At 65.8% G+C, this 24,973-nt stretch carries 25 protein-coding genes; 10 read left to right on the top strand and 15 right to left on the bottom strand.

The genetic code is table 11. From position 1 onward, the window contains the following. Positions 1-66: 66 nt before the first annotated feature. The gene (locus CVN68_RS02445; RefSeq protein ID WP_100280796.1) at positions 67-282 is read right to left on the bottom strand and encodes a hypothetical protein; all 216 of its coding nucleotides are present in this window, start codon (positions 280-282) and stop codon (positions 67-69) included. 172 nt (positions 283-454) lie between these two features. On the opposite strand from CVN68_RS02445, the gene CVN68_RS02440 reads away from it, so the two are divergent. The 6 genes from CVN68_RS02440 to CVN68_RS02415 all read left to right on the top strand — a co-directional run bounded on the left by CVN68_RS02440 (position 455) and on the right by CVN68_RS02415 (position 7,060). Beyond that, on the top strand, positions 455-1,174 hold the full coding sequence (locus CVN68_RS02440) for a response regulator transcription factor (protein WP_100280795.1): 720 nt from the start codon (positions 455-457) through the stop codon (positions 1,172-1,174). A gap of 7 nt (positions 1,175-1,181) precedes the next feature. Then, positions 1,182-2,480 carry an ATP-binding protein gene (locus CVN68_RS02435; RefSeq protein WP_100284168.1) on the top strand — a complete coding sequence of 433 codons (1,299 nt, stop codon included), beginning with the start codon at positions 1,182-1,184 and terminating at the stop codon, positions 2,478-2,480. Between the two features lie 114 nt (positions 2,481-2,594). Beyond that, on the top strand, positions 2,595-3,287 hold the full coding sequence (locus tag CVN68_RS02430) for a carbonic anhydrase (RefSeq protein WP_100280794.1): 693 nt from the start codon (positions 2,595-2,597) through the stop codon (positions 3,285-3,287). After that, a complete protein-coding gene (locus CVN68_RS02425) occupies positions 3,284-4,807 on the top strand; it encodes a SulP family inorganic anion transporter (RefSeq protein ID WP_233503535.1) in 1,524 nt (507 codons plus the stop codon). The genes CVN68_RS02430 and CVN68_RS02425 overlap by 4 nt, the downstream gene beginning before the upstream one ends. A 165-nt stretch (positions 4,808-4,972) precedes the next feature. Then, complete coding sequence (locus tag CVN68_RS02420; protein ID WP_100284166.1) at positions 4,973-6,034, top strand: DUF47 family protein; 1,062 nt, start codon at positions 4,973-4,975, stop codon at positions 6,032-6,034. Between the two features lie 12 nt (positions 6,035-6,046). Beyond that, positions 6,047-7,060 carry an inorganic phosphate transporter gene (locus CVN68_RS02415; RefSeq protein WP_100280793.1) on the top strand — a complete coding sequence of 338 codons (1,014 nt, stop codon included), beginning with the start codon at positions 6,047-6,049 and terminating at the stop codon, positions 7,058-7,060. A 65-nt stretch (positions 7,061-7,125) separates the two neighbouring features. On the opposite strand, the gene CVN68_RS02410 is transcribed toward CVN68_RS02415, so the two are convergent. Beyond that, positions 7,126-8,079 (bottom strand): AraC family transcriptional regulator, encoded by a 954-nt coding sequence (locus tag CVN68_RS02410; protein WP_100280792.1) that lies wholly within the window; start codon positions 8,077-8,079, stop codon positions 7,126-7,128. Between the two features lie 184 nt (positions 8,080-8,263). Here CVN68_RS02410 and CVN68_RS02405 point away from each other — a divergent pair, with 184 nt between their 5' ends. Further along, the gene (locus tag CVN68_RS02405) at positions 8,264-9,895 is read left to right on the top strand and encodes an alpha-L-fucosidase (protein ID WP_233503534.1); all 1,632 of its coding nucleotides are present in this window, start codon (positions 8,264-8,266) and stop codon (positions 9,893-9,895) included. 162 nt (positions 9,896-10,057) lie between these two features. Here CVN68_RS02405 and CVN68_RS02400 read toward each other — a convergent pair whose 3' ends face one another. The 10 genes from CVN68_RS02400 to CVN68_RS02355 form a co-directional block, all read right to left on the bottom strand. Then, positions 10,058-11,998 carry an ATP-binding protein gene (locus CVN68_RS02400; RefSeq protein ID WP_407695528.1) on the bottom strand — a complete coding sequence of 647 codons (1,941 nt, stop codon included), beginning with the start codon at positions 11,996-11,998 and terminating at the stop codon, positions 10,058-10,060. Beyond that, the gene (locus tag CVN68_RS02395; RefSeq protein ID WP_100280790.1) at positions 11,998-12,333 is read right to left on the bottom strand and encodes a hypothetical protein; all 336 of its coding nucleotides are present in this window, start codon (positions 12,331-12,333) and stop codon (positions 11,998-12,000) included. The genes CVN68_RS02400 and CVN68_RS02395 overlap by 1 nt, the downstream gene beginning before the upstream one ends. After that, positions 12,333-12,707, bottom strand: coding sequence for a lysozyme inhibitor LprI family protein (locus CVN68_RS02390; protein WP_100280789.1), 375 nt, complete (start codon positions 12,705-12,707; stop codon positions 12,333-12,335). The genes CVN68_RS02395 and CVN68_RS02390 overlap by 1 nt, the downstream gene beginning before the upstream one ends. Then, entirely contained in the window at positions 12,704-13,696 is a 993-nt protein-coding gene (bioB, locus tag CVN68_RS02385; protein ID WP_100280788.1) for a biotin synthase BioB, read from the bottom strand. Before bioB ends, CVN68_RS02390 begins: the two co-directional genes overlap by 4 nt. Continuing rightward, positions 13,693-14,040, bottom strand: a complete 348-nt coding sequence (locus CVN68_RS02380) for a hypothetical protein (protein ID WP_100280787.1) — start codon at positions 14,038-14,040, stop codon at positions 13,693-13,695. The genes bioB and CVN68_RS02380 overlap by 4 nt, the downstream gene beginning before the upstream one ends. Further along, positions 14,037-16,169, bottom strand: coding sequence for a methylmalonyl-CoA mutase (gene scpA, locus CVN68_RS02375; RefSeq protein ID WP_100280786.1), 2,133 nt, complete (start codon positions 16,167-16,169; stop codon positions 14,037-14,039). The genes CVN68_RS02380 and scpA overlap by 4 nt, the downstream gene beginning before the upstream one ends. A gap of 105 nt (positions 16,170-16,274) precedes the next feature. Beyond that, the gene (locus tag CVN68_RS02370) at positions 16,275-17,045 is read right to left on the bottom strand and encodes an enoyl-CoA hydratase-related protein (RefSeq protein WP_100280785.1); all 771 of its coding nucleotides are present in this window, start codon (positions 17,043-17,045) and stop codon (positions 16,275-16,277) included. After that, entirely contained in the window at positions 17,042-17,461 is a 420-nt protein-coding gene (mce, locus tag CVN68_RS02365; protein ID WP_100280784.1) for a methylmalonyl-CoA epimerase, read from the bottom strand. Before mce ends, CVN68_RS02370 begins: the two co-directional genes overlap by 4 nt. Continuing rightward, on the bottom strand, positions 17,458-18,027 hold the full coding sequence (locus CVN68_RS02360; RefSeq protein WP_100280783.1) for a hypothetical protein: 570 nt from the start codon (positions 18,025-18,027) through the stop codon (positions 17,458-17,460). The genes mce and CVN68_RS02360 overlap by 4 nt, the downstream gene beginning before the upstream one ends. Positions 18,028-18,042: 15 nt before the next feature. Continuing rightward, the gene (locus CVN68_RS02355; RefSeq protein ID WP_100280782.1) at positions 18,043-19,569 is read right to left on the bottom strand and encodes an acyl-CoA carboxylase subunit beta; all 1,527 of its coding nucleotides are present in this window, start codon (positions 19,567-19,569) and stop codon (positions 18,043-18,045) included. A 120-nt stretch (positions 19,570-19,689) separates the two neighbouring features. Here CVN68_RS02355 and CVN68_RS02350 point away from each other — a divergent pair, with 120 nt between their 5' ends. Next, complete coding sequence (locus CVN68_RS02350) at positions 19,690-21,096, top strand: helix-turn-helix domain-containing protein (protein WP_100280781.1); 1,407 nt, start codon at positions 19,690-19,692, stop codon at positions 21,094-21,096. An 8-nt stretch (positions 21,097-21,104) separates the two neighbouring features. Here the strand turns inward: CVN68_RS02350 and CVN68_RS02345 are convergent, their stop codons facing one another. Continuing rightward, on the bottom strand, positions 21,105-21,989 hold the full coding sequence (locus tag CVN68_RS02345) for a DUF3829 domain-containing protein (RefSeq protein ID WP_158298669.1): 885 nt from the start codon (positions 21,987-21,989) through the stop codon (positions 21,105-21,107). 167 nt (positions 21,990-22,156) lie between these two features. On the opposite strand from CVN68_RS02345, the gene CVN68_RS02340 reads away from it, so the two are divergent. After that, on the top strand, positions 22,157-22,918 hold the full coding sequence (locus CVN68_RS02340; protein ID WP_100280779.1) for a class II aldolase/adducin family protein: 762 nt from the start codon (positions 22,157-22,159) through the stop codon (positions 22,916-22,918). Between the two features lie 13 nt (positions 22,919-22,931). Here CVN68_RS02340 and CVN68_RS02335 read toward each other — a convergent pair whose 3' ends face one another. Both CVN68_RS02335 and CVN68_RS02330 read right to left on the bottom strand, forming a co-directional pair. Continuing rightward, positions 22,932-23,330 carry a hypothetical protein gene (locus tag CVN68_RS02335; RefSeq protein ID WP_158298668.1) on the bottom strand — a complete coding sequence of 133 codons (399 nt, stop codon included), beginning with the start codon at positions 23,328-23,330 and terminating at the stop codon, positions 22,932-22,934. Positions 23,331-23,413: 83 nt separating this feature from the next. Then, on the bottom strand, positions 23,414-24,217 hold the full coding sequence (locus CVN68_RS02330; protein ID WP_100280777.1) for a DODA-type extradiol aromatic ring-opening family dioxygenase: 804 nt from the start codon (positions 24,215-24,217) through the stop codon (positions 23,414-23,416). A gap of 214 nt (positions 24,218-24,431) precedes the next feature. On the opposite strand from CVN68_RS02330, the gene CVN68_RS02325 reads away from it, so the two are divergent. Beyond that, the gene (locus CVN68_RS02325; protein ID WP_100280776.1) at positions 24,432-24,935 is read left to right on the top strand and encodes a (2Fe-2S)-binding protein; all 504 of its coding nucleotides are present in this window, start codon (positions 24,432-24,434) and stop codon (positions 24,933-24,935) included. Positions 24,936-24,973 lie beyond the last annotated feature (38 nt).

Raw genomic sequence — 24,973 nt, 5'->3', positions numbered from 1 at the left:
CGCGGCTGCAATGCGCGAGATCGCACTCGGTCGGGCTGACAAAAGTCGGGAAGACGGTGGCGCGGCTCAGCTGCGCGGGCGGCGCTCCGTTCCTGACGTGGTCGTCTGCTGCGCCGGGCATCGGATGATCGGCGCGTGCTCGGCCTTGCCCGCCGCAACATTGACGCGCTGGACCTTGCAGCCGCGCTTCAGCGCAGTCGCGACGTCGTACGAACGATACTGGATTTCCTCGGCCGGGGCCGGCTGGGCAGAGATCACGACAGCGAGCAAGGTCACGAACATGGCAATTTCCTTCGGCAATCGAAGCGACCGCTACGGCGTTCGCATTGCTGCCCGCTGCCGTTTCCGTAACGAAATGTTGCTGAGACGCTTTTTGTGCGCTGCGGCGTGTCCGGCGCGTTGACCCCCTCGCGGCGGGTTCCTAGGTCGCTCCTTGATGTTACAGTATACGGCGATGACGACCACCCCCGCCCCCATCATCGTCCTGGTGGAAGACGATCCACCCTTGCGGACGCTGACTGCCCGGGCGCTTCAGGAAAACGGCTTCGTCGTGCGGCCCGCCGCGACCGGCGCGGAAATGTGGCTGGCGCTCGAGCATGGCGAGCCCGACCTGATCATCCTCGACATCATGTTGCCGGGTACCAACGGCATCGATCTGTGCCGGATGATTCGCGAGAAGAGCCAGGTGCCGATCATCTTCATCTCGGCGCGCGGCAGCGAGACCGATCGGGTGGTCGGGCTCGAGCTCGGCGCCGACGATTATGTGACCAAGCCTTTCGGCACGCGCGAGCTGATCGCCCGGATCCGCGCGGTTCTGCGCCGCGAGGGCGGCAAGCAGGAAGGCAAGCAGCGCAGCCTCGGGCTGCTGCGCTTCGATGGCTGGACGCTCAATTTGCCGCGCCGCGAACTGCTGTCGCCCAGTGGTGCTGTCGTCGAACTCACCGGTGCCGAGTTCGATCTGCTCGTCAGCCTGTGTGAGCATGCCGGCCGGGTGATCGCCCGCGAACGGCTGATCGAGCTTTCGCGTACCCGCCTCGGCGACAGCTCCGACCGCAGCGTCGACGTGCTGGTCAGCCGGCTGCGGCGCAAGCTTTCCTCGACGGGGAACAAGGCGCCGATCGTCACGGTGCGCGGCGTCGGCTATATGTTCAACGCGCCCGTCACGCGCGAATGAACCGGTGGTGAGGGCACCGCTCGGTCTGATCGGGCAGATCTTCGCGATCCTGCTTTTGGCGATCCTGATCGAGTTCGGCGCCAGTACCTTCTTCTACGAGCGGGCGAGCCAACTCTCGGTGCGCGACGACGAGGCGCGCCGGCTCGCCGAGCATCTCGTCATCGCGCGCAAGCTGCTGGCCGAGCATCCCGCGGCCGAGCGCCCGGCACTCGCCACCGATCTGACGACGAGCCGGTACAAGATCGTCTGGAACCACGATTTGCCTCCGGCAATGCGCGTCACCCCCTCGCTCGACCGCATTCATCGCCAGGTGATCACGTGGGAGCCCAGCCTCAACTCCGCCAATATGAGCCTGCGCCTGGTGGGATCGCCGCGCAACGCCGTGATCGTCGGGAGCACCACCTTGCCCGACGGCAGCTGGATGAAGTTCGCGACGCGCGAGCCGGTGCACGATCTCAGCTTCTCGCCCGAACGGATCCTGCTCGCGCTCGCGCCTGCGGTCGCGATCATCCTGATCGGCGGCGTGCTGGTCCGCCAGACCCTGCTCCCGCTCCGCCGCCTCGCGCTCGCCACCGAACGGGTGGGTGCTGGAACGACTCAGGCAGTGCCGGAAGGCGGCCCGCGCGAGGTTCGCCGCGTGATCCACGCGTTCAACCGGATGCAGGCGCGCATCCACCGGTTGCTTACCGACCGAACGCAGGCGCTTGCCGCAGTGGGACACGATCTGCGCACGCCACTGGCGCGGCTGCGGCTGCGCGCCGACGCGATCGAGGATGCAGGAGTCCGCGAGGAAATGGAGATCGACATCGTCGAGATGCAGACGATGATCGATTCGCTGCTCACCTATCTCGCCGGCGAGGCCAATGGCGAAGCGCGCCAAGCTGTGGATCTCGCGGTGATCTGCGCGACCATCGCCGATGGTGCGCGCGATCAGGGACATCAGGTCGACTATGCCGGACCCGACCATCTCGAACGCCGGCTCTATCCGATCGCGATGAAGCGTGCCCTGGCGAACCTCGTCGAGAACGGCCTCCATTATGGCGAGCGCGTCCGCATCACTCTCGAAGAGCGGCCCGAATGCGCCGTGATCCGCGTCGAAGACGACGGCCCCGGCATCCCGCAAGAAAGCATCGCGCAGGCGCTGCAGCCCTTCGTCCGTCTCGATACCGCGCGGGCGCGCGACACCGTCGGCTTCGGGCTCGGACTCTCGATCGTCAGCCGCGCGGTCGAGGCCGAGGGCGGAACCCTCAAGCTCTCCAATCGCGCAGAGGGCGGCTTGCGCGCGGAAATCCGGCTTCCCGCCTGAATACGGCCGCGCCGCAGCAATAATTCCTTACAGTAGCGCTGCGCTGCAGCAAAATCGCTTCCGTACCTGTCCCCTGCCCGCATCCCCCAGCGGGCCGGTGACGGAGCAAGCACAGTGAATGAGCTGATCGGACGAGTCTATGGTTTCGCGAAACAGGTGTTTCCGAACCAGAGCGCCCTCTATTCCAAACTCGCGACGGACGGACAGAGCCCCAAGGCGCTGATGATCGCCTGCGCCGATTCGCGCGTCGCCCCCGAACACATCATGCAGGCCGCGCCCGGCGACCTGTTCGTCTGCCGCAACGCCGGCAACATCGTCCCGCCCTACGCGATGCAGAATGGCGGCGTCACTTCGACCGTCGAATATGCAGTGATGGTGCTGGGGATCCGCGACATCATCATCTGCGGCCACTCGGACTGCGGCGCGATGAAGGCAGTCGCCAATCCGGCCGGGCTCGAGAAAATGCCCAACGTCGCCGCGTGGCTGAAGCATAGCTGCGCCGCCGAGCAGGTAGTGAACGAAGCCTATCCCGAAATGGAGAATGGCAACCGCGTCCACGCGATCGCCCTCGAGAACGTCGTGGCGCAGCTCAACCATCTGCGCACGCACCCCTCGGTCGCCGCCGGTGTCGCCCGCGGCGAGATCGCGCTCCACGGCTGGTTCTTCGACATCGGTGCCGGGCAGGTGCTCGCGCTCGACGGGCGCACCGGCCGCTTCCTGCCGATCACCGAGGGTGAGGATCTGCCCGTGGCACAGCCCGCGGCCCAGCGCCTCGCCGGCGAAATCCAGCTGGAGGCTGCGGAATGAGCAGCGCCACTGCGGCCGGCGCCGAAACGCGCGCAACCGGGGGGATGGCGCGCGACCTCACTGCCTCGGTCGTCGTCTTCCTCGTCGCGATGCCTTTGTGCATGGGCATCGCCATCGCCTCGGGCGTGCCTCCCGAAAAGGGCCTGATCACTGGCATCATCGGCGGCATCGTCGTCGGTGCGCTGGCGGGCTCGCCGCTGCAAGTTAGCGGCCCCGCCGCGGGCCTCGCGGTGATCGTCTTCGAACTAGTGCGCGATCAGGGGCTGTCGGCACTCGGGCCGATCCTGATGCTCGCCGGGCTGATCCAGGTCGTGGCGGGCATCTTCCGCCTTGGTGGCTGGTTCCGCGCCATCTCGCCGGCCGTGGTGCACGGCATGCTCGCCGGCATCGGCGTGCTGATCGTGATCGGCCAGTTCCACGTGCTGTTCGACGAGAAGCCGCTGTCGAGCGGGCTCGAAAACCTGATGGCGATGCCGGGCCGTCTGCTCGGCCTCTCGCCCGATCTTCGCGCCGCCGAGCTCGCCTTGATCCTCGGCCTCACCACGATCGCCGTGATGATCGGCTGGGAGAAACTGCGCCCGGCCTCGCTCAAGCTGGTTCCCGGCGCGCTGCTCGGCGTGGTGGCGGCCACAATGGTCGCGTGGCTGCTCGGTCTCGACGTCACCAAGGTCGCGGTGCCCGAGAATATCGCAGCGGCGGTGTCGCTGCCCCAGAGCGGCTTCCTTAGCCAGTTCGCCAATCCCGCGGTCCTCACCGCAGCGCTGGCGATCGCCTTCATTGCCAGCGCGGAGACCTTGCTCTCGGCGGCGGCGGTGGACCGCATGCACGACGGCGTCCGCACCGATTACAACAAGGAACTGCGCGCACAGGGCGTCGGCAATCTGTTGTGCGGTGCCGCGGGTGCGCTGCCGATGACCGGGGTGATCGTGCGCAGCTCGGCCAACGTCCAGGCGGGCGCCACGACGCGGCTGTCGGCAATCCTGCACGGCGTCTGGATCCTCGGTTTCGTCGCTTTGCTGCCGTGGCTGCTGCGCGAAATCCCGATGGCGGCGCTCGGCGCGGTGCTGGTCGTCACCGGCATGCGGCTGGTCAATTTCAACCATGCCAGGCACCTGCTCAAGGACTATGGCGTCCTCCCGGCGCTGATCTGGGCGGTGACGCTGACCCTCGTCGTCGCGGAGGATTTGCTCACCGGCGTGCTGGTCGGCATCGCCTTGTCGCTGCTCGAGCTGCTGCCGCACGTCCGTCGCCTCAAGCTCAAGGTCGACGCGCATGATGACGCCGACGGTCGGACGATCAGCCTCGTCGGCGCCGCCACCTTCGTGGCGCTGCCCAGGCTGTCCGCCAAGCTCGACGCGGTTCCCGGCGGCGCCCCGGTCCGGCTCGACCTGACGCGTTGCTCGGCGGTCGACCACACCTGCGCCGAACTGCTGCGCGACTGGAGTGCGCGGCGTCGGGCGAGCGGCTCCGAAGTAGCGTTCGACGGCGCCACCGGGCGGCTGGCCGCGCTGGCAGCCTGACCCGGGCGGGAGTGCGCACGCTGCGCACTCCCGCTTGAATTGGACGGCGATTGGAGCCATTGCGGCGCCCCGGCCAGACGCGCCGGCAGCCGGGACTCCGTCATTCGCCAGATCGCCGCCCTTCCCTATCGCACCGAAGACCCGGCAGCGGATGCCACGGTCCGTATCCTGCTGGTCACTTCGCGCGGCACCGGCCGCTGGGTGATCCCCAAGGGCAATCCGATGTCGGGGACCGCGCCGCACGTCGCCGCCGCGCAGGAAGCCGAGGAAGAGGCCGGCGTACTCGGCCCCGTCTGCCCCACGCCGCTCGGCTCCTACCGCTATCGCAAGCGCCGCGGCAGCGGCGCATCGCTGATGATGGACGTCGATGTCTTCCCGCTCGCGGTGACCCGCGAGCTCCCCAGCTGGAAAGAGCAGCAGCAGCGCGAGCGCCGCTGGTTCACTCTGTCCGAAGCCGCCGAGGCAGTGGAAGAGCCCGATCTGCGCGATCTCATCCGCTCGTTCGGCGCGTCCGAGTTCAAAGCTGCAACCCAGCGCACCGGCGTGCTAGGCGCCGTCGCTGAAAAATCGAGGTTAGGTCCGATGTTCGCCTGGTTTCAGCGCCTGCTGCCCCGCACAGGCAATTTCTTCGAGCTGTTCGAGGCGCATGCGACCACCGTCATGGCGGCCGGGGATGCGCTGGCCCGGCTGCTCGCGGGCGGCCCTGCGGGCAAGGAGCATATCCGCGAAGTGATCGAACGCGAGCACGACGCCGACAACATCACTCGCGAAGTGCTCCAGACGGTGCGCAAGACCTTCCTCACGCCGTTCGATCGCGGCGCGATCACCAGCCTGATCGGCGCGCTCGACGATTCGATCGACGAGATGCAGGCCACCGTAAATGCAATCGCGCTCTACGAGGTCGAGAGCTTCCAGCCCGAAATGAAGGACATGGCGGGGATCATCGTCGATGCCGCGCGGATCACCGCCGAGGCGATGCCCCTCCTCCGCAACGTCGCGCAAAATGCCAGCCGCCTGCACGAGCTCACCGAGCGCATCGTCCGGATGGAAGGCCATGCCGACGATATCCATGCGGCGGGACTCAAGCGCTCGCTCAAGGAGCATGGCGCGACCGACACGCTGAAGTTCGTCGTCGAGCGCGAACTCTACAAGCATCTCGAGCGGATCGTCGACGCGTTCGAGGATGTTGCGAACGAGATCGACGGCATCGTCATCGATCACGCCTGACGCGCCCGGAACATGCACGAACTAGCCCTGCCCCTGCTGATCGGCCTGATCGCCGTCGCGCTGGCGTTCGACTTTCTGAACGGCTTGCACGACGCCGCCAATTCGATCGCCACGGTGGTCGCGACGCGTTTGCTTTCGCCGGTGCAGGCCGTGGTGTTCGCCGCGGTGTTCAACTTCGCCGCTTATTTCCTCACCATCGCGGTGCCCTCGCTCCACGCCGTCGCCGAGACGATCGGCAAGGGGCTGGTCGACAAGGATGTCGTCACGCCGGCGGTCATCTTCGGTGCGCTGGGCGGCGCGATGTTCTGGAACGTACTGACCTGGATGAAGGGCATCCCCTCATCGAGCAGCCACGCCCTGGTCGGCGGATTGATCGGCGCCGGAGTCGCACATGCCGGGCTGAGCGGGATCCACTGGGGCGGACTCAACAAGACCCTGCTCGCGATCGTGCTCTCGCCGACGCTCGGCATGTTGCTGGCGATGCTCGTCATGCTCGTCAGCTCGTGGCTGCTGATGCGCGCCACCGCGCGGGGGGCCGAACGCAGCTTTCGCGTGCTCCATTTGATCTCCTCCGCCGCCTATTCGCTGAGCCACGGCCTAAACGACGCGCAGAAGACGATGGGCATCATCACGGTGCTGCTCTATTCCACCGGCCACCTGACCGGCGACTTCTACGTGCCGCACTGGGTGGCGATCAGCTGTTATGTCGCGATCGCGCTCGGCACGATGACCGGCGGCTGGAAGATCATCGAGACGATGGGCTCGCGCATCACCAAATTGTCGCAGCACCAGGGCTTCAGCGCGTCGCTGGCGGGATCGATCATCCTGTTCACCGCTTCCGCGCTCGGCATCCCGGTATCGACCACCCATACCATCACCGGCTCGATCATCGGCGCCGGCACCGCGCGCCGCGCCTCGGCAGTGCGCTGGGGCGTCGCGCAGAGCGTGGTGATGGCATGGATCATCACGATCCCGGCATCGGCGCTGGTCGGCGCGGCCTTTTACGGGCTGACCCGGCTCTTCTGACGCTCACAGCTGACCGCTTCGCTGGAGTGCGGCAAGCCTTTCCGCAACTTCAGCGTCGATCCAGCCTAGCTCTTCCGGCCCCCACGGCACTGGCTTGGCGTCTCGCCAAAGCGCGCGCGGAACAGCCGGCTGAGATGCGCCGCATCGCTGAAGCCGAGCCGTTCGGCGATCGCGCCGATGCGCTCCTCATTGTCCGAATCGAGCAATGCGATCCGCGCGGCATTGAGCCGGCAATTGCGGATATAGGTTTGCACTCCGCCTTCCTTCTCGAACAGCCGATGCAGCGTGCTGCGCGACACCTTCAGCCGCCGACACAGACTGGCGACGCTGAGAGAGGGGGATTCGAGATTGGCGTGGATCTCCCCGCGCGCCCTCGCCGCCATGCCGAGCAAAGGCTCGGGAGTCCGCCGCGTGCTGCCGGCCGAGGCATGAACCGCGACCACCAGTAGATCGAGCAAGGTACGTGCAAGTCGCGGGGCGTCGCCGGGCGAAATCAGATGCAGCGCTTCGCTGAGCTTGGCCAAATGCGTGTGGAACAAGGCCGCCTCATCTCGGCCGATGACGAGCCCGTGGAGATCTGCCACCGGCCCCAGCTCGGCCTCGGCCAGCGGACGCGGAATCGCCAGCTGGACCGATCGCGCGATCGACATCGTCATGGTGATCGGCTGGGCGATGTCGAACAACAGGATCTCGCCGGCACGAGTCTCGAACTCGCGCTTGCCCGCAATGCCGTGCATCTCGCCTGCGAGGAGCAGCCCGACGCCGAGGATGTCGATCCGGTCCGCAGCGATCCGCTCGGGGGTGCGCTCGAGCAGCCGTGCGGTGCCAGTCGAATAGGAAACCGCGATCCCGTCGAGATTGAGATTCTCGGCCGAGGTCTGGAACGGCCCGATCGGCGTCGACTCGAACAATGCGGCCACGCTGGGCCAGCCGCGATCCGACCAGGCCCCGTGACGCTCGGCGGGCGCGATACCCGAAGTCGAGTAACGGACGGGCTCGATGCCCCGCCTGTCCCCCATAATTTGCTCCGAATGTTATAAGAACGCCGCAGGACGCAGGCAATTCCGGTTAGTTAGCGAGCGGTTCTACATTAAATTCTGATTCAGGAAAGCTGTCTGGAGTCTGCCCTGCGATTTTGGAAGCAGGGGCACCCTTGCCTCTCGAAGTCCGCTTCCGTATCCTGCGCGAAAAGATATTTCATAAATGAAAAATGGTGAGGGCATGGGGCTGACTCGCAGGCAAGCACTGGGCGGTTTCGCAGGCGCCGCGGCCACCGGTCTCGTGCCGGCGGCCAGCGCCGAAATCGCACCGAATTGGTCGAGCCTCGTCGCCGCTTTCCGGGTCCCCGATTGGTTCCGCGATGCCAAGTTCGGGATCTGGGCACATTGGAGCGCGCAATGCGTGCCCGAATTCGGCGACTGGTACGGTCGTCAGATGTATGTCCAGGGCAATCCCTTTTACGAACACCACCGCAAACATTACGGCCACCCGGCGGATCGCGGCTTCCTCGAGATCGAGAATGCGTGGAAGGCCGAGAATTGGGACCCCGAAGACCTGGTCAGGCGCTACAAGGCCGCAGGCGCGCGCTATTTCATGGCGCTCGCCAACCACCACGACAATCTCGACGCCTATGACAGCAAATACCATGCGTGGAATACGCTCCGCGTCGGGCCGAAACGCGACATCGTCGGGACCTGGGAGAAGATCGCCCGCGCGCACGGTCTGCGCTTCGCAGTCAGCAATCACAGCGCGCACGCCTGGCATTGGTGGCAGACGGCCTATGGCTACGACGCCGAAGGTCCGCGCGCCGGCGAGCGCTACGACGCGTTCAGGCTGACCAAGGCCGACGGCGCCGGCACCTGGTGGGAAGGGCTCGATCCGCAGGAGCTCTATACCGGCCCCGCGATGGTCCCGCCCGACGGGATCGAGACTGCGCAGGCGATGCGCGACTGGCATGAGGTTCACAGCCGCCGCTGGATGGAATTCGCCCCGCCCGAAAACCCGCACCACGTCGCCAAATGGCTGCTCCGCCAGCAGGACCTTGTCGAGAAATACCGGCCCGACATGGTCTATTTCGACGATTTCGGCCTTCCCTTCGGCTCTGTCGGCCTCGAAGCGCTGGCCCATTACTACCGCCAGAGCATCGCCCGCGACGGCCAGGTCGAAGTCGTCGCCACTGCCAAACAACTCACCCCCTATCAGCGCACCGCTTTGGTCGACGATGTCGAGCGCGGCTTCAGCGATCGGCTGCGAGCGGAGCCGTGGCAGACCTGCACCTGCATCGGCGACTGGCATTACAACCGCGCGCGCTACGATCAGAAATCCTACATGCCCGCCGCCAAGGTAATCCAGCGGCTGTGCGACGTGGTCTCGAAGAACGGCAATCTATTGCTCTCGATCCCGATCCGCGGCGACGGCACGATCGATGGCGAGGAGGACAAGATCCTCGCCGGCATCACCCGCTGGATGCAGCGCAACGGCGAGGCGGCGATCTTCGGCTCGCGCCCGTGGCGGATCTACGGCGAGGGCCCGACCAGAGTCGGCGGCGGCATGTTCAACGAAGGCAAGGTCGACTTCACTGCCGAGGATGTGCGCTTCACCACGCGGAAAGGCGCGCTCTATGCGGCCTTGCTGGCTTGGCCCGAGCGACCGGTGATGATCGCCGCGCTCGGCAAGACGGCGTTGCCCGACGCTGCGATCGAGCGGGTGATGCTGGTCGGCGGTGGGCGCGTGAAGTTCGAACGTGGCGAGGCAGGCCTGACGGTGACCTTGCCGCGCGCCGAAGCCGGGGATTTCGTCCCCATGCTCCGCATCGACGGCCGCGGGCTGGTTTAGTCACCCCGTGCTCCGGCGAAGGCCGGAGCGCTGGCCGCTGGCGGACAGCTCTATACCCAGCGCTCCGGCCTTCGCCGGAGCACAATATTCGCCTGACCTATTCGAACTCCAGTATCGCCGCATCCACCGCGAGGCTCTCGCCGGGTGCGAAATTGGCGGCCTTCACCACCCCGCCCGCTCGGCGCGCAGAATGTTCTCCATCTTCATCGCCTCGACCACCGCGAGCGCCTGCCCGGCCTCGACCTTGTCCCCCGGCGCAACGTGGAGCTGAGTGAGCAGCCCCGGCATCGGCGCAAGCAGGAACCTGCTCATGTCAGGCGGCACCTTCTCGATCATGTGGTGCCGATATTGCGCGATGTGCGGCGGGAGCACCTCGATGCGGTGCGACGCGCCGTGCGCGGTCAGCCGCCACGCCGCGCCCTTGCGCTCGACGCCGACGGTGAGCGGCTCGTCGTCGATCCGCACCGCGAACAACGGCTCGCCCGGCCGCCAATGCCCGATCAATTCCATCGGCTCGCCCGCGCCGCGTACGAGCTGGACGCCGCCGAGACTCTCGACCGAGAGTTCGAAGCGCTCGCCGTCCACCGTCACCACGCGCTCGCCGCTCACCACAGTTGGACCGTTGAGCTGTCCGCTGATCTGCGACGCGCGGGCAGCCCGCTCGAGATCAATCACCGCTGCCGCTGCCGCAAGCTTGCGCCGGAGTTCGGATGAAGCCGGCGCGCCCGCGAATCCCTCGGGATATTCCTCGGCGATGAACCCGGTGGTCAGTGCGCCTGCGCGGAAGCGCGGATGCTGCATGATCGCCGAGAGGAAGTCGATATTGTGCCCGATCCCGTCGATCCGGAAGCGGTCGAGCGCCGCCACCTGCCGGTCGGCGGCCTCCTCGCGCGTCGGCGCCCAGGTGACGAGCTTGGCGATCATCGGATCGTAGAATATCGATATCTCGCTGCCCTCGGTCACGCCGTCGTCGACCCGGGTCACACCGCTTTCGTCGCGCGCCTCCACCGGCGGCCGATAGCGCACCAGCCGCCCGGTGCTCGGCAGGAATCCGCGATACGGATCTTCGGCATAGACCCGGCTCTCGATCGCCCAGCCAGTGAGCGTCACATCGTCCTGCGTGAAGGCGAGCTGCTCGCCCGCCGCCACCCGGATCATCTGCTCGACCAGATCGATCCCGGTGATCTCCTCGGTCACCGGATGCTCGACCTGCAGCCGGGTGTTCATCTCGAGAAAGTAGAAGCCCTCGCCGGTGGTGTCGGCGCCGGAGACGATCAGCTCGACCGTGCCGGCGCTGTAATACCCCACCGCCCGCGCCAGCGCGACCGCCTGCTCGCCCATCCGCTTGCGCATCTCGGGCGTGACGAACGGCGACGGCGCCTCCTCGACCACCTTCTGGTGCCGCCGCTGGATCGAGCATTCGCGCTCGCCGAGATAGACGATGTTGCCATGCTGGTCGCCGAGCACCTGGATCTCGATATGGCGCGGTTCTTCGATGAACTTCTCGATGAACACGCGATCGTCGCCGAAGCTGGCGAGACCCTCGCGTTTGGTCGCCTCGAAGCCTTCGCGCACATCCTGTTCGCCAAAGGCCAGCCGCATCCCCTTGCCGCCGCCGCCGGCCGAGGCCTTCATCATCACCGGATAGCCGATCTCCCCCGCGATCCGCACCGCATGTTCGGTATCCAGGATCTCGCCGACAAAGCCGGGGACGACGTTCACATTCGCCGCCTTGGCGAGCTTCTTCGACTCGATCTTGTCGCCCATCGCGGCGATCGCATTCGGCGGCGGCCCGACGAACGCGATCCCCGCCTCGGCGCAGGCGCGCGCGAAGCTTTCCCGCTCGGAGAGGAAGCCATAGCCCGGATGGATGCAGTCGGCTCCGGTCTCCTTCGCCGCGAGCAGGATCAGTTCGGCCTTGAGATAGGATTCCGCCGCCGGCGCCGGCCCGAGCCGCACGCTCTCGTCCGCCATCAGCACATGCGGCGCGCGCGCGTCGGCGTCCGAATAGACCGCGACGGTGGCAATCCCCATTTTCTTCGCGGTGCGCATCACCCGGCAGGCAATCTCGCCGCGATTGGCGACCAGGATCTTCTTGAACATCAACGTATCATCTTCCAGCGTTCCTCGGTCCAGATCACTAGATACCGACCATTTGGCTGATGCCGTAAAAAGTATGCGCCGCTATCGCGCGTGGCTGGCCCCAGAAACCGACACTCGTCTTCATCGTCCACCGGCGGCCAGTCGATGGCGTAGCGAGGCTGTTTCGGGCCCTTGAGCACCCGCTTGGTCACGATTTCACCGGCTTGCCATCGTCCCATGACGATCACATCGGCTTCGGCCGCGAGAATGCGTGGCGGGACGGAAGAGCAGGCCGACGCCGGCTGGACGATACCAAGGCCCAACAAGACCGCGGCGATCCCCCCGATCACGCGCATCAGTTCGTCTCCGCGAGCGCGGCAAGCTGCCTGGTGCGATTCTCGGTAAGCTCGGCGCGGCACGAGGCAACCAGCATCGGCTCGGCGCTGCCGCCGCGCATCCGGTAACCGTCGCTGCGGCAATGCGTGTCGCGATAGGCGAGCCACGCCCGTTGCGCGGCAAGCAGCTGATCCGCATAGCCGAGGCGACCGTCATCCTCCGGCGTGCGGTCATATTGGCGCATCGCCGCGAGCGTGATTTTCCACTGCCGGTTCATCGCACGGTCGGCGGCTTCGAAGCGGCGGATCTCGCAGCGCGTCATGTCCGATTGCGCGATCGGATTGTCGCACTGGGGCTCCTGCCCGGCGATCAGAAGCAAAGCGAGCAGCATCATTCCGCCGCCTCCATCTGCATCGGTTCTTCTCCCACCAGCGGCGTCAATCCCAGCCTGGCGAATAGCGCCGCATCCGCGCTATCCCCGGCATTTCCGGTGGTGAGCAATTTGTCGCCGGTGAAGATCGAATTGGCGCCGGCCATGAAGCAGAGAGCCTGCGTCGCTTCGGACATTGACTCCCGCCCGGCCGACAGCCGCACCATACTTTCCGGCATGGTGATCCGCGCCACTGCAATCGTTCGCACGAACTCGATGTCGTCTATCTTGGCGAGAGGCGTATCGGCGAGCATATCGCCGAGCACAGTACCCTTCACCGGCACCAGGGCATTGACCGGAACGCTCTCGGGATGCCGCGGCAGCGTGGCGAGCGCATGGACGAAGCCCACGCGATCCAACCGGGTTTCACCCATCCCGACAATTCCGCCGCAGCATACGTTGATCCCCGCCTCGCGGACATGCTCGAGCGTGTCGAGCCGATCCTCGAAGCTCCGCGTGGTGATCACTTCGCCATAACGCTCGGGTGAGGTGTCGATATTGTGGTTGTAGTAATCGAGCCCGGCATCGGCGAGCATCGCCGCCTGCGAAGGCGTGAGCATGCCCAAGGTCATGCAGGTCTCCATCCCCATCTGGCGGACGCCCTTCACCATTTCGACGATTGCAGGCATGTCGCGGTCTTTGGGGTTGCGCCATGCCGCGCCCATGCAGAAGCGCGAAGAACCATTGTCCTTCGCCTGCGCCGCCGCCTGGAGCACCGCGCGCACGTCCATCAGCTTCGTCGCCTTGAGACCCGTCCCGGCATGCACCGACTGGTTGCAATAGCCACAATCCTCGGGGCAACCGCCGGTCTTGATCGACAGCAGAGTCGACATCTGGACCTGATCGGGCGCGTGATGTTCACGGTGGACGGTCTGCGCACGGAACACCAGCTCGCCGAACGGCAGGTCGAACAAGGCGGCGATCTCGTCGCGGGTCCAGTCGTTGCGGGTCATGCGGGTCCCAATGTCTTGATGAACAGGAAGAGGAAAATGCCGAGTCCCAGCGAGAGCAGAATCGGTGCGGAGATACGGTAGAAATCGAGATATTTTGCGATCGGCTTGCCCTGGAAGCGGGTGCGAACGATCTCGCCGGCGCCGCTGAACGAGATCAGCGCAGACGAGCCGATCACCACCAGTGCAGCAATCAGCAGTCCGCGCGCACCACGCGCCGAACCGGCCAATGCCAGCACGCCGCCGAGCGAGAAGAGCGACAGCTGGGTCAGATGCTTGAAATAATCGTAGAGCAACGTCTCGCCGCCCTCTGCGTCGAGGACCATCCGTTCGTCTTCGTCGGTCATTCGGCGGCTTCCTCGATCGGCGGCAGATTGTGGCCGAGCAGCTTGAGCACTTCCGCGGCGGCACTGACGAGATTGGTGCCGGGCCCGAAGATCGCCTGCACGCCGTGCGCGCGGAGGAATTCGTAATCCTGGGGCGGGATCACGCCGCCCGCGACGACCTTGATGTCGGGCCGCCCCGCTTCCTTCAGCGCATCGACCAGCTCGGGAATCAGCGTCTTGTGCCCGGCCGCGAGGCTGGACGCGCCGACCACGTCCACATCCTTCTCGATCGCCAGCGCGCAGGTCTCGGCCGGAGTCTGGAACAGCGGTCCCGACACCACGTCGAAGCCGAGATCGGCAAACGCGCTCGCGACGACATTGGCGCCGCGATCGTGCCCATCCTGCCCCATCTTGGCGACCAGCACCCGCGGCTTGCGGCCGCGCCGGCGCTCGAATGCGGCAATGCCTTCCTCGGCGCGCAGCCAGCCTTTGTCCTCGGCATGCGCCGGGCCATAAACGCCCTTGATCGGAGTGACGCCCACGGCGTGGCGGCCGAACGCGACTTCCATCGCCGCCGACATCTCGCCCAGCGTGCAGCGCGCCCGGGCCGCCTCGACGCAGAGCGCGAGCAGGTTTTCGCTACCCATCGCACCGCGCCGCAAATTGCCGAGCGCCGCGTCGGCCTTCGTCGCGTCGCGATCGGCGCGCGTCTGCGCGATCCGCTTGATCTGGTCGGCGCGCACCCGGGCATTGTCGATATCGAGGAAGTCGAGCGGCGACTCCTCGGCAAGCCGGTATTTGTTCACCCCGACGATCACATCCTCGCCGCGATCGACCCGCGCCTGCCGCGCGGCGGCGGCGCTTTCGATGTGCTCCTTGGGCATCCCGCTCTCGACCGCATGGGTCATGCCCCCCAGCGCCTCAACCTGTTCGATCAGCGCCCACGCCTTGTCGGCAAGCTCTTGCGTCAACGCCTCGACATAATAACTCCCGCCGAGCGGATCGACGACATGCGTCATCCCGGTCTCTTCCTGCAGGATCAGCTGGGTATTGCGCGCGATCCGGGCGGAGAAGTCGGTGGGCAAGGCCACCGCTTCGTCGAGGCTGTTGGTGTGGAGCGATTGGGTCCCCCCAAAGGTCGCCGCCATTGCCTCGATCGTGGTGCGGATGACGTTGTTATACGGGTCCTGTTCGGTCAGCGACACACCGGAGGTCTGGCAGTGCGTGCGCAGCGTCTGCGAGCGTGGCGACCCCCCGAAGCCGTCGATGATCCGGCTCCACAGCATCCGCGCCGCGCGCAATTTGGCGACTTCCATGAAGAAGTTCATGCCGATGCCGAAGAAGAAGGAGAGCCGCCCGGCGAATTCGTCGATGCTCAGCCCGCGCGCAATCGCCGAACGGACATAGGCCATGCCGTCGGCGAGCGTGAAGGCGAGCTCCTGCACCGCCGTCGCCCCCGCCTCGTGCATGTGATAGCCCGAGATCGAGATCGAGTTGAACCGCGGCATATGCTGCGCGGTATAGGCGATGATGTCCGCGACGATCCGCATCGAGGGCTCGGGCGGATAGATGTACGTGTTGCGGACCATGAACTCCTTGAGGATGTCGTTCTGGATGGTCCCGGTGAGCTGGTCCTGCCGCACCCCCTGCTCTTCGGCCGCGACGATGTAGAAAGCGAGGCACGGCAGCACCGCGCCGTTCATCGTCATGCTGACCGACATCTCGTCGAGCGGGATCCCGTCGAACAGGATCTGCATGTCGGCGAGCGTGTCGATCGCCACCCCCGCCTTGCCGACATCGCCGGTGACGCGCGGATGATCGCTGTCATAGCCGCGGTGCGTGGCGAGATCGAAGGCGATCGACAGGCCCTTCTGCCCCGCGGCGAGGTTGCGGCGGTAAAAGGCGTTCGATTCCTCCGCGGTCGAGAAGCCGGCATATTGGCGGATCGTCCACGGCCGCCCCGCGTACATCGTCGCCTTCACCCCGCGCGTAAACGGCGCGAAGCCGGGCAAGCCCGGATCGGGCGCGTCGGCGGCCGTGTAGAGCGGCTTCACCGCAATCCCCTCCGGCGTGTGCCAGGTGAGATCCTGGTCCTTCACTTCCTTCGCGGCGAGCTTCGCCCAGGCGGCAAGGTCAGGTTTATCGGCCATGGATGAAATCCAGTGCTCCTGCGAAAGCAGGAGCCCAGGGCCACAAGCGATTCCCTCCTTTACCCTGGGTTCCTGCTTTCGCAGGAGCACGATGGGAACAGAAATTCACTTACCCTTGAACTCCGGCTTGCGCTTCTGGAGAAACGCCGCGACGCCCTCCTGGAAATCCTGCGAACGCGCCGCCAGCGACTGATGCTCCGCCTCCAGCGCCAGCGTCTCCTCCAGCGTGCCGCTCAGTGCGGCCTTGACCTGCTTGCGGATCAGCCCGAGCGCCACCGTCGGCATCGCGGCGAGGCGGCGGGCATAGGTCATCGCCGTGTCGAACACGACGCCATCGTCCACCACATGGGTGATCAGCCCCGCCTCCATCGCGTCGTGCGCCGAGAGCCGCTCGCCGAGCAGCGCCATCTCGAGCACCTTCGCCCGCCCCGCCGCCTTGGCGATCAGCCACGTCGCGCCGGCGTCGGGAACCAGTCCGATATTGGCGAAGGCGAGCAACAGATAGGCCGAACGCGCGCCGATCACGATGTCGCCGCCCAGCGCCAGCGACGCCCCCGCCCCGGCGGCGGGGCCGTTCATCGCGGTCACGATCGGGATCGGCAGATCGGCCATGGTCTGCTGAACCGGATTGTAATGGTTGCGCAGCCGGTCACCCGGATCGCCGCCGGATGCTTCCTTCAGCGACGCGCCCGCGCAAAATGCCCGTCCCTCGCCGGTCAGCAACACTGCCCGCGCGCCGTCCTCGACGGCACGGCGCAGCGTCGCGGCAAGCAGATCGAGCATGTCGAGCGTGACGGCGTTGAGCTCGTCGGGCCGATTGAGCCGGAGCACCGCGACGTCGCCGTCGCGCGCATAGAGGATCGTGTCGTCGCTCAATGTTGGTTCCTCGGCGTTTCCATGATCTCGGTCAGTACTCCGCCCATGTCCTTCGGGTGCAAGAAGAAGATCATCGTCCCGTGCGCCCCGATCCGCGGCGCGCCGAGCACCCGCACGCCCTTTGCCTCGAACCACGCTCTGGCCTCGTCGATATCGGGCACCTCATAGCACAGATGATGCTGCCCTCCGCCCGGGTTCCTGGCGAGAAAGGTGTGGATCGGCGAGGCATCGCCCAGCGGCTCGATCAGTTCGATCTGGGCGTTGGGAGTGTCGACGAAGCATACTTTCACGCCCTGCGCGGGCAGGTCGAACGGTTCGCGGATGACCTCCGCGCCCATCATGTCGCGATAAAAAGCGACCGATGCTTCGATCGAGGGCGTCGCGACGCCGACATGGTTGAGGCGGCCGAGTTTCACGCCTGCACCATTGGCATTTGCGCGAGTTTCCGTCGAACCGCCTCGACGTCTTGCCGTACCAATCTTGTCTTGCCGAAAAGCGACACGACGATCTGCACCGCTGCCACCTGGTTCGCGGAGACTGTCAACGCCAGCGGCCTGGAACGCTTGTCGTGCACCTCGGACACCAGCGTATGCGGACCCGGCGAAACGTCCAGCGCAGCGAAGCGCGGGCTCTTGAGCTGGGTGCGCACCTCTCCATCGACATGGACATCGATCCCGGCGAGCTTGCCGATGAACCCCTGCCGATACACGAGCAAGCGCGCCGCTCCATCGGCAATCGGCGCGAGCGCCGCACGGCGCGCGGCATCGTCGGCAAACGCCACGCGTCGGTTGCCAGACAGACCGAGGTACATCGCGCCGGCGACGACGCCGAAGCACAGGCCGATCAACGGCGATGGTGCTGGCTGATCAGCCCCTCGCGAAGACGCGGCAACCATGAAGGCTAGCAGGAACGAAGTGACCGCCGCGACGCCAGCGACGATCAGCCCGAAGGTGATCTGTTTCGAAACGGGCAGTTTCTTCACGGTCGCGCTCCAGCCTCACAGCGGAATATTGTCATGCTTCTTCCACGGGTTCTCCAGCTGCTTGCCGCGCAGTTTCCGAAGCCCCAGCGCGATTCGCCGTCGTGTCGAATGCGGCAGGATCACTTCGTCGATGAAGCCCTTGCTCGCCGCCACGAACGGGTTGGCGAAGCGCGCCTCATATTCGGCGGTCCGCTCGGCGATCTCCTCCGGCGTGCGCCCGCGAAAGATGATCTCGACCGCGCCCTTGGCCCCCATCACTGCGATCTCTGCGGTCGGCCAGGCATAGTTGAGGTCGCCGCGAAGGTGCTTCGACGCCATCACGTCATACGCGCCGCCATAGGCCTTGCGGGTGATCACCGTGATCTTGGGCACCGTCGCCTCGGCATAAGCGAACAGCAATTTGGCGCCGTGCTTGATGATGCCATTATGCTCCTGCCCCACCCCGGGCAGGAAGCCGGGCACGTCGACAAAGGTCACGATCGGAATATCGAACGCGTCGCAGAAGCGCACGAACCGCGCCGCTTTCTTCGAAGAGTTGATGTCGAGCACGCCGGCCAGCACCATCGGCTGGTTGGCGACCACGCCCACCGTGCGTCCCTCGATCCGCCCGAAGCCGATCAGGATGTTCCCCGCATGCGTCGGCTGCAATTCGAAGAACTCACCCTCGTCGAGCACCTTTCGCAGGCATTCGTGCATGTCATAGGGCTGGTTGGCGTTGGGCGGGATCAGGCTGTCAAGGCTGTCCTCGACGCGATCCCACGGATCGTCGCACGGCCGCTCGGGAACGCTCTCCCGATTGGACGCGGGCAAGAAGTCCACGAAGTCGCGGGCCGCGAGCAGCGCCTCGATGTCGTTGTCGAAGGCCACATCGGCGACCCCCGACTTCGTGGTATGCGTCACCGCTCCACCCAGCTCCTCCTGCGTGACGATCTCGTTGGTAACGGTCTTCACTACATCCGGGCCGGTGACGAACATGTACGACGAATCCTTCACCATGAAGATGAAGTCGGTCATCGCGGGAGAATAGACGGCCCCGCCTGCGCAGGGGCCCATGATCAGGCTCAATTGCGGCACCACGCCGCTGGCGAGCACATTGCGCTGGAACACCTCGGCATAGCCGCCAAGGCTGGCGACGCCCTCCTGGATCCGCGCCCCGCCGCTGTCGTTGAGGCCGATGACGGGCGCGCCGACCTTCATCGCCATATCCATGATCTTGCAGATCTTCTGCGCATGGCGCTCGGAGAGCGAGCCGCCGAACACAGTGAAGTCCTGACTGAACACGAAGACCAGCCGGCCGTTGATGGTGCCGCTGCCAGTGACGACGCCGTCGCCGGGGACGATCTGCGTTTCCATGCCGAAATCGACGCAATTATGCTCGACATACATGTCGAGCTCTTCGAACGAATCCTGATCGAGCAAAACCTCGACGCGTTCGCGCGCGGTGAGCTTGCCCTTGGCGTGCTGCGCGTCGATGCGCTTCTGCCCGCCGCCCAGCCGGGCCGCGGCGCGGCGGCGCTCCAGTTCCTCGATCGTCGACGACATTCAGGTCTCCAGGAGCTTGGCGGTCTCCAGCGGTCGCGCCTTCTGCACAGGGGACGCACGCAGAGGCAAATGCAATGTTGCAAAGTTGCGGCGGAGAGGTTTGCAGAATATAATGAAGGCATGGCCCTTCCCCGCCGCCGCCTGTTCGAAGGCTTCCGCCTCCGCGACCTACGCCGCCGCCTCGGCCTCAGCCAGGCGGCGATGGCTGCGCGGCTCGGCATCTCGGTCCCTTATCTCTCGCAGATCGAGAATAACGGCCGCCCGATCACGCAAATCGTCTTGCTCGCGCTCGCCCGCGAATTCCCGATGGAGGCGGCGGACATCGGCACCGAAGCCGAGACTTCCACGTTGCTCCGCACGATCGACGCGGCGACCGACACCAGCATCCCCGCCCATCCGCTGAGCGAGCCCGACGTCCGCCGCGGGCTCGAGCAGCAGCCCCTGCTCGCCCGCCGGCTGGTCGCGGTGCACGAGGCATGGCGCCGCAGCCAGGAGCAGCTCCGCGTCCTCGACGATCGCTTCGACACCGGATCGAGCGAAGCGGCGCCGCTCCCCTGGGAAGAGGTCCGCGACTGGTTCCAGGCCGAGGGCAATTACATCGACGCGATCGACCGATCGGCCGAGGCGCTCGCCGACGCCCTTGACGAGGGCCCGGTCGCGCAGGCGCTCGAAGACCGGCTGCGCCGCTGGCACGGCGTCCGCGTGATCGGCGAGGATAGCGACGGCAGCCAGCTCAGCCGATTCGACGCGGGTTCGCGCACGCTCGCGCTCAACTCGGGTCTGCCGCCCGAGAGCCGGGCCTTTCTGCTCGCGCACCGGCTGGTGCGCTACGAATTCGCCAACGAGATGCACCATGTCGTCGCCGAGGCCGGGCTGGCGAGCCAGGCGTCGCGCGAATTGCTGAGCGTCGGCCTCGCCAATTACGCCGCCGGCGCCCTGCTGATGCCCTATGCCAGCTTCCGCACTCGCGCCCGCGAGGTTCGCCACGATATCGATCGGCTGCGCCAGCGTTTCGGCGTGAGCTTCGAACAGGCGTGTCACCGCCTCTCGACGCTGCAGCGCCCCGGCACCGCGGGCCTGCCCTTCTTCTTCTGCCGGGTCGACATGGCGGGCAACATCACCAAGCGCCACTCGGCGACGCGGCTCCAGTTCGCGGCTCTGGGCGGCGCCTGCCCCTTGTGGATCGTCCACGAAGCGGTCGCGATCCCCGATCGCATCCTCGTGCAATTGGCCGAAATGCCCGATGGCACCCGTTACGTCTCGATGGCCAAGGGGCTGGTCAAGCCCTCGGGCAGCTATGCCCGCCCGCCGCGGCGCTATGCGGTGGCCTTGGGTTGCGAGGAGGCCCATGCCGCCGATTTCGTCTATGCCGACGATCTCCGCCTCGGCGGCGCGGCAACCCCGATCGGCGCGTCGTGCCGGATCTGCCCGCGCACCGACTGCGACCAGCGCGCCTTCCCGCCTGCAGGATCGGTCATCGAGATCGACGCCGACCGGCGCAGCGTCGTGCCGTACGCCTTCCGCTGAACAATCCCTCAAGGCATGTTGTTCGCCAGCCCCACCGCCCGGTTATAGGAATCGACCATCGCCTCCGTGTCGTTGGCGGAATGCGACTGCTTCACCTGGCGATATTGGCCGATCATCGATCCGAGCATGTCGGCTACCAATCCCGAGATGCTGAGCCGGCTGGTCTCCACGGGTTCCTTCGCCTTGGTCTTGGCGTCCGCAATCGCCTTTTGCTGCTCGGCAAGCAACTTCTCGAGCGAAGCGGCGAGCGCATCTCCCTTGGCGAACACCGCCGGATCACGCAGGTCCTCGGGCTTGTCGAACAGGCCGACCAGATCCTCGGCCTGCTGCATCGCCAGCTTGGTGTTGTATCCCACCGTGTCGCCGCTCTGCTTCAGCGTGGCGAGCTCGGCGTCGGCGCCGGCGCGGCGCTGTTTGACCAGTGCGGCGTTGAAATCGTCCATCGCCTTCAGCGCCGCGTCGAACTCGGCGATCATCTGGGCGTCTTCCGCCTTGCCGCGCTTGAGCCCATCCGCGCGATAGGCCTTGGTGTTGTAATAGGCATAAAGCGGCTTCAGCCGCGCCAACACCTTTTGCAGTGCTGTGTCGAGCGTCTCCGCCGCCGCGTCGAGCGGGCCCAGCGAACCGGGCAGCGCGCGCGCCGCCTTGAGCTTGGTCGCCTCGTTTTCGATCCAGCCATCGCTGATCGTGATGGTTTCGCTCGGCGACCGGCCGGCTACGCGGGCTTCCTTGTAGGTCTTCGCCGTCGCCGGCAGTCCGAAGGTTTCGAGCAACGCGTTATACGCCTCAGTATAGGCGCTCAATTTGGCCGCCGTGGCGGGCGAGTTCGCCGCCGCCTCGACCGATCCGTTCCCTCCGCTGCCCGAGCCGGAGCCGCCGCAAGCGCCCAGCACCAACAATCCTGCCAGAGCAACACCCTGACACAGCCTTACCCTTTGCATCCGGCAGATCCCTCGTTCGTTGCGATACCGAAACGCACGCATATCGATTTTGATCCCCGGTTGCCGCTGGCGCACCCGCCATGGCATACCCGATCAAGGAAAAGCTTGGGAGAGCTATCATGGCCACCGCGCTCGCGCAGAAGCCCGGCATCGGCGAAGCCGAATGGGAGGCACGCCAGCAGCTCGCCGCCTGCTATCGCGTGTTCGATCACCTCGGCTGGTCCGAGATGATCTACAATCACATCACCGTGAAGCTGCCGGGCGACGAAGGCGCGTTCCTGATCAACCCGTTCGGGCTCCACTTCAGCGAAGTGAAAGCATCGAACCTCGTCAAGATCGACATTGACGGCAACAAGCTCGACGATTCGCCATACCCGGTGAACCGCGCCGGCTTCGTCCAGCATGCCTTGTTCCACCGGCACCTGCCCGACGCGCATTGCATCATGCACACCCACACCACCGCGGGCATGGCGGTGAGCAGCGTCGCGGGCGGGCTGCGCCCCGTCAATTTCTATGCGTGCAACTTCGCCGGCCAGATCGCCTATCACGATTTCGAAGGCGTGACGGTGCGCGACGAGGAAGGCGAACGTCTGCTCGCCAATCTCGGCGACAAACGCGTGATGCTGCTGCGCAACCACGGCATCCTCGTGATGGGACGGACCCTGCCCGAGGCATTCATCAAGCATTGGGCGCTCCAGCGCGCCTGCGAGATCCAGCTCGCTACCCTGTCGATGGGCGAGCCGCTGCTGGTCCCGGAAGAAGTCGTCGCGGTCCATCAGCGCGACCTCCACATGGCACAGGTCCCGGGCGGCCCCGGCGCGGCGGATTTCGCGGCGATGGTGCGGCTGGTCGATCGGGTGGACAGAAGCTGGCGGGAATAAGCCGCTGCTGCGGCTAGCCGAGGATCAAGACGGCAACGAGCAGCAACGCGCCCGCTAGCGCTATGCCGACGAACGTCGCGTAGATCGCGTCGATGGCCATTTGCCTTCTACCGGTCGCAAACAGCCCGAAGATACCGAAGGTGCCAACCAGCGTCAGCCCGAAGACCATGAAGACCGCCACCGCGAAGCCGGACAGATGCCTGGTTGCGCGACTTGCGTCGTCCTGATGTCCTTCCAGGACTTGCTCTCTCAACTCGTAATTTTCGGACTCGCTTATATTTCGAACGGCCAACTCAGACCGCGCGGCGTCGATTGCCTCGGGAACAATGCCGTCCTCGGGACGAGAATATACGATTTCGAACAACTGCTCGTCTCGCAGCAATCGCATTCGCTGCGCCAGATCCCCCGCCATCATGCCCCCTATTGATGGCGACCAAGTCACCGCTGGCGAGATGGATAGCGGCCGATTGCAGAGAACGACAACCGTTTTTCAGCTCACCCAAACCGGAACCCGCTCACCGCCCAGCCCAGCACATGGTCGCGATAATCGGCCACCGCGGCCCCTTCGCCGCCCGCGCCGAGCGCGACCATCAGCGGCAACAGATGCTCTTCGCGCGGATGCGCGAAATGCGCATGCGGCAGCGTGTCCCATGCGGCCACGCGTTCCGCCCGCCGCGCCGGATCCGGATCGGTGACTGCGTCGACCAAAGCTGCATCCCATTCGTCCGCCACCGGGGTCACCTGGGGCCCGCGGGCGCGGAGGTTGTGAAAGCTCATGCCCGACCCGACGATCAGCACGCCTTCATCCCGCAGCGGTGCCAGCGCGCGCCCGATCGCGATGTGCGCCGCAGGATCGAGGTCTTTGCGAAGCGACAGCTGCGCAAGCGGGATATCCGCCCCCGGCACTGCGACCATCATCGGGATGAACACCCCGTGGTCCCAGCCCCGCGCCCGCTCCTCGCCGACAGCATGGCCCGCCCCCTCCAGCAGCGCCTTGGCCCGCATCGCCACCTCGGGCGCGTCGGGCGCGTCCCAGCGCAGCCGATAGGTATGCTCGGGGAAGCCGCCATAATCGTAGAATAAGGGTTGGCCGCTGCCGACATGCACGGTCACATCCGCCTCCTCCCAATGCCCGGAGACCAGCAGGATCGCCTTGGGCCGCTCGAGCAGGCTGTCGATGAGCCCGGCAAGATAGGCCTGCATCGGCAGCCACATCGGATCGGCGGGACCGCCGTCCGGGTCCATGAAGAAGCACGGTCCCCCGCCATGCGGGATGAACAGTGTCGGCATTGTCGTCATAGCACTTTCCTACAGCGATTTGTTCTGCTATTGTTCTCAATTTCGGTGCGATATTCGATTTGATTCGTGAAATAAAATTACATTCCTGAGCAACTTTAGTTCGGAATTGACGCAATAACCGCCAAGTGAGTCAAGCTAAGGCCTAGATCGGTGGGACAGTTGGCTGCGACAATGCCGGTTTCGGAAACGCCCCGTTTCCGGCTACATCGCTGCGATGACTCGCTTCACCGTCAACAACCAGCCGGTCGAGTACAAGATGGACCCGCGCACGCCGCTGCTCTGGGCGCTGCGCGACGCTTCCAACCTTACCGGCACCAAATATGGCTGCGGCACCGGCGATTGTGGGGCCTGCGCAGTCGATGTCGATGGTGGGCTGCGGCTCGCCTGTCAGGAGACGATCGGCGCGCTCGAAGGCACCTTCGTCACTACCATTGAAGGCCTTTCGAAGGATCGCAGCCACCCGGTGCAGCAGGCATTGCTCGCCACCAACATCGTCCAGTGCGGCTATTGCATTCCCGGCATCGTGATGGCCGCGTCGATCTTGCTGCGGGGCAATCGCAATCCGAGCGAAGAAGACATCAAAGGTGCGATCCCCAATATCTGTCGCTGCGGCATCTATCCCCGGCTGATCGGCGCGATCACCGAGGCCGCCCGATCGGCACGCGGCGACACGCCCATCGCAGCGGAGCCCGAACCCGAGACGCAGGCACCCGAATAGTTTGCCCAATTCTTTCAATCGCCTTTCGCCGCAATTCA

Source organism: Sphingomonas psychrotolerans (assembly GCF_002796605.1).
Lineage (GTDB): Bacteria > Pseudomonadota > Alphaproteobacteria > Sphingomonadales > Sphingomonadaceae > Sphingomonas > Sphingomonas psychrotolerans.
The sequence above is the reverse complement of the archived record's forward strand: the minus strand, read 5'-3'. Positions and strand labels throughout refer to the sequence as shown.

Excerpts from the sequence above, each read along its gene's own strand:
- CVN68_RS02425 (WP_233503535.1), top strand. The coding sequence starts at position 3,284 with ATGAGCAGCGCCACTGCGGCCGGCGCCGAAACGCGCGCAACCGGGGGG.
- CVN68_RS02340 (WP_100280779.1), top strand. The coding sequence starts at position 22,157 with ATGGCCACCGCGCTCGCGCAGAAGCCCGGCATCGGCGAAGCCGAATGG.
- CVN68_RS02400 (WP_407695528.1), bottom strand. The coding sequence starts at position 11,998 with ATGTTCAAGAAGATCCTGGTCGCCAATCGCGGCGAGATTGCCTGCCGG.
- CVN68_RS02355 (WP_100280782.1), bottom strand. The coding sequence starts at position 19,569 with ATGTCGTCGACGATCGAGGAACTGGAGCGCCGCCGCGCCGCGGCCCGG.
- CVN68_RS02395 (WP_100280790.1), bottom strand. The coding sequence starts at position 12,333 with ATGCGCGTGATCGGGGGGATCGCCGCGGTCTTGTTGGGCCTTGGTATC.
- bioB (WP_100280788.1), bottom strand. The coding sequence starts at position 13,696 with ATGACCCGCAACGACTGGACCCGCGACGAGATCGCCGCCTTGTTCGAC.
- CVN68_RS02325 (WP_100280776.1), top strand. The coding sequence starts at position 24,432 with ATGACTCGCTTCACCGTCAACAACCAGCCGGTCGAGTACAAGATGGAC.
- scpA (WP_100280786.1), bottom strand. The coding sequence starts at position 16,169 with ATGGCCGATAAACCTGACCTTGCCGCCTGGGCGAAGCTCGCCGCGAAG.
- CVN68_RS02330 (WP_100280777.1), bottom strand. The coding sequence starts at position 24,217 with ATGACGACAATGCCGACACTGTTCATCCCGCATGGCGGGGGACCGTGC.
- CVN68_RS02410 (WP_100280792.1), bottom strand. The coding sequence starts at position 8,079 with ATGGGGGACAGGCGGGGCATCGAGCCCGTCCGTTACTCGACTTCGGGT.
- CVN68_RS02335 (WP_158298668.1), bottom strand. The coding sequence starts at position 23,330 with ATGGCGGGGGATCTGGCGCAGCGAATGCGATTGCTGCGAGACGAGCAG.
- CVN68_RS02445 (WP_100280796.1), bottom strand. The coding sequence starts at position 282 with ATGTTCGTGACCTTGCTCGCTGTCGTGATCTCTGCCCAGCCGGCCCCG.
- CVN68_RS02405 (WP_233503534.1), top strand. The coding sequence starts at position 8,264 with ATGAAAAATGGTGAGGGCATGGGGCTGACTCGCAGGCAAGCACTGGGC.
- CVN68_RS02380 (WP_100280787.1), bottom strand. The coding sequence starts at position 14,040 with ATGACCGACGAAGACGAACGGATGGTCCTCGACGCAGAGGGCGGCGAG.
- CVN68_RS02415 (WP_100280793.1), top strand. The coding sequence starts at position 6,047 with ATGCACGAACTAGCCCTGCCCCTGCTGATCGGCCTGATCGCCGTCGCG.
- CVN68_RS02440 (WP_100280795.1), top strand. The coding sequence starts at position 455 with ATGACGACCACCCCCGCCCCCATCATCGTCCTGGTGGAAGACGATCCA.
- CVN68_RS02390 (WP_100280789.1), bottom strand. The coding sequence starts at position 12,707 with ATGATGCTGCTCGCTTTGCTTCTGATCGCCGGGCAGGAGCCCCAGTGC.
- CVN68_RS02350 (WP_100280781.1), top strand. The coding sequence starts at position 19,690 with ATGGCCCTTCCCCGCCGCCGCCTGTTCGAAGGCTTCCGCCTCCGCGAC.